This is a genomic window from Virgisporangium aurantiacum, from assembly GCF_016863635.1.
In the GTDB taxonomy this organism is placed as follows: Bacteria; Actinomycetota; Actinomycetes; order Mycobacteriales; family Micromonosporaceae; genus Virgisporangium; species Virgisporangium aurantiacum.
The window spans coordinates 1-2,510 of record NZ_BOPG01000167.1; the positions used below are offsets into that span (position 1 = coordinate 1).

The following is a 2,510-nucleotide window of genomic DNA, read 5'->3' on the forward strand; positions in this document are numbered from 1 at the left end:
AAAAAATCTTGACACGCACCGCAGCGCGGCAGATCCGGATACTCGTTGCGGCCCAGGACGGCGGTAAAGGCGATGTTCGGCGCGCCGTTGCTGTGGGTTCGCCTGCCGCGGATGGCGAACGAGTCGTCGAGGCGATGAGCGTGCCGAGGGCCACCGCGTCCGAGCGGCCCCGCTGTCCCGCCGGGCGAGATGTCTGAGATCCGGTTGCCGAGTAACCGGACGCGGCACGGCGGTCAGGTCACTGTCACGACGACCTTGCCGCGGGCGCGTCCCTCGCCTACATAGGCCAGGGCCTCGGGGACCTGGTCGAGGGTGAAGGTGCGGTCGATGTGGACGGCGAGGTCACCCGCTACGCAGAGGTCGGCGACCGGTTCGAAATGCGCCGGCCCTTCCTTGACCGCGAGCACGCCGAGCCGGCGGTGCGTGAGCCAACCGGCCACCGAGCCGATCGTCAGGACGCGCAGCAGCGTCCGCACCGATCCGCCAACGCACCGATAACGACCACCCGGTGCCAGCGCCCGACGGTAGGCGAACACCGATCGATGCGCCACCAGATCGAGGATGAGATCGTACGGACCGCTGCGGGTGAAGTCCTCACTCCGGTAGTCGATCACCTTGTCCGCGCCCAACGACCGCATGAAGTCGAGCTTGCTCGCGTTGTCCACTCCGGTCACCTCGGCGCCGAGACGCTTGGCGAGCTGAATGGCGAACGAACCGGAACCGCCGCCGGCACCGTTGATCACAATCCGTTGCCCGGCCGCGGCGCCGTCGGTCCCCTGCTGTGCGATCACGCCCGCCTGCGGAACCGTCGACGCCTCGGCGAAGGTCAGAGCCGTGGGCTTGTGCGCCAGCACCGACTCGGGGGCGATCGCATACTCCGCGAAGCCGCCCTTGAGCAGGAGGTTGTCGCCGTAGACCTCGTCACCGGGCCGGAACCGGGTGACGGCCGGACCGACAGCGTCGACCCATCCGGCGATGTCCGAACCCAGCGTCCGGCGCGCCGGTGTACGAAGCCCACCGATACGCGAATACAGCGGCGAACCCCGCAGGGTCTCCCAATCGCTGAGGTTGACCGATGTCGCCGCGACCTTGACCAGCACCTGCCGGCCCGAAGGGGATGGCTTGGGAAGATCTTCGATCCGCAACACGTCTGCAGACCCGTACCTGTCGTACACGACCGCCCTCATCCGCCCACCCCTCACCCTCGGTGAAGCACACCAACCTCATACCCGACACGCCCAGCACCAGCGGCCTCACCCTTCTGTAGCACGCCGGGACGACGAGAATGGCCTCCGATGGCGACGGCCCGTACACCCGGTCAACCACGGCTCGGTCCGGCCACCACACGCACTCGCGGCCGACTCCGATTCCCGATTCCGTGCCGTCCCAGCGCGCGGTCAGCGGCATGACAGTGCGCCGTCAGCTAGTGGGATCAATTTGACCTGCGTGGGATCCCGGTCGACGGTTGTGGATCGCCAACGCCGTGCGCACCGTCAGCGGGTCGTTGAAGGCGGCCGGGAGTGCCCCCTCGACGCGCTGGGCCACGATGTTGGGCATCTGTGTCGAGGGTGGTACGGCGGCGGCCTCATGGTGCCACATCTCGACGACCCGCTGGGGGAACAGCGGGTTTGCGGTGGAGGCTTTCTCGATGGCGGTGCTCACGCCGGCGTCGCACGCCGTCAGCCAGACCTCATCCATGAACGGGTCGAGCACCGGGCCGATCGTCCGGCGGGCGCGCAGCAGGTGGCGAAACCCGTTGTGCAGCGCCTCGATCCAGTCGGCTTACGGTCCGGGATAGGTGAGTAACGCGGCGAGCCACTCGCGGCCGGGCGTCCGCCGCAGGTCCAAGCCCTCCCCACGCAGCCGCCGCACGTGCAGGACCCACTCGGCCGAGCATTCGCGTTCCTCGCCGGAGAGCTGGGTGGCGGCCAGCAACTCCACGGCGGCGACGATCATGTCATCACGGGTCGGGCCGCTGACCGCGACGCCGGGCGCCAACTGGCCGCGGACCAGGTGCTCCAGGCGGCTAATTAGTCATCCTCGATGGCCCGGTTGAGGCGTTCGGCCAAGATCGCGGCCAGGTTCGGGGCGGCTTGCTTCGCCGCGCGGCGGGTCGGTAACCAGCAGACCGGATCTGGGCGACACCTCGGTCGACCGCCCACGGCATGCTGTCGGTGTGGATGTTGACGCGGTTCCCATCGAGGGCTATCACGAGGATCTCGCCTTGCATCGGTACCTGTTCGAGGGGAGGCGGTTGAGGTGACCGATCAGAATGCCGCGCTGGCGTGGCTCACGGCCGAACTCCGGCCGGGTGACGTGGTGCTGGTGAAGGGTTCCCGGTACCGCACCTGGCAGGTGGTCGACGCGTTGCGGCCAGAAAAGACCACTACATGAGGGCGGTATTCGTCGCCGGCGTCGTCGCGTTCATCGTGTCGATCTTCGGCACACCGATCGCCATGCGGCAGTTCATCAAGCTGAAGGCCGACCAGCCCATCCGCACGTTCGGCCCA

The 2,510-nt window shown here is 68.0% G+C and carries 3 protein-coding genes and 1 pseudogene; 1 reads left to right on the forward strand and 3 read right to left on the reverse strand.

What is annotated here, in order from left to right:
• Window positions 1-233 precede the first annotated feature (233 nt).
• The 3 genes from Vau01_RS62815 to Vau01_RS62825 all read right to left on the reverse strand — a co-directional run bounded on the left by Vau01_RS62815 (window position 234) and on the right by Vau01_RS62825 (window position 1,956).
• On the reverse strand, window positions 234-1,187 hold the full coding sequence (locus tag Vau01_RS62815) for an NAD(P)-dependent alcohol dehydrogenase (protein ID WP_204015393.1): 954 nt from the start codon (window positions 1,185-1,187) through the stop codon (window positions 234-236).
• Between the two features lie 232 nt (window positions 1,188-1,419).
• Window positions 1,420-1,713 carry a hypothetical protein gene (locus Vau01_RS62820; RefSeq protein ID WP_204015396.1) on the reverse strand — a complete coding sequence of 98 codons (294 nt, stop codon included), beginning with the start codon at window positions 1,711-1,713 and terminating at the stop codon, window positions 1,420-1,422.
• Between the two features lie 69 nt (window positions 1,714-1,782).
• A complete protein-coding gene (locus Vau01_RS62825) occupies window positions 1,783-1,956 on the reverse strand; it encodes a hypothetical protein (protein WP_204015399.1) in 174 nt (57 codons plus the stop codon).
• 288 nt (window positions 1,957-2,244) lie between these two features.
• Between Vau01_RS62825 and Vau01_RS62830 the strand changes: the two are divergent.
• A pseudogene (locus tag Vau01_RS62830) lies at window positions 2,245-2,394 on the forward strand (UDP-N-acetylmuramoyl-tripeptide--D-alanyl-D-alanine ligase); the annotation flags it as partial.
• Between the last annotated feature and the right edge of the window lie 116 nt (window positions 2,395-2,510).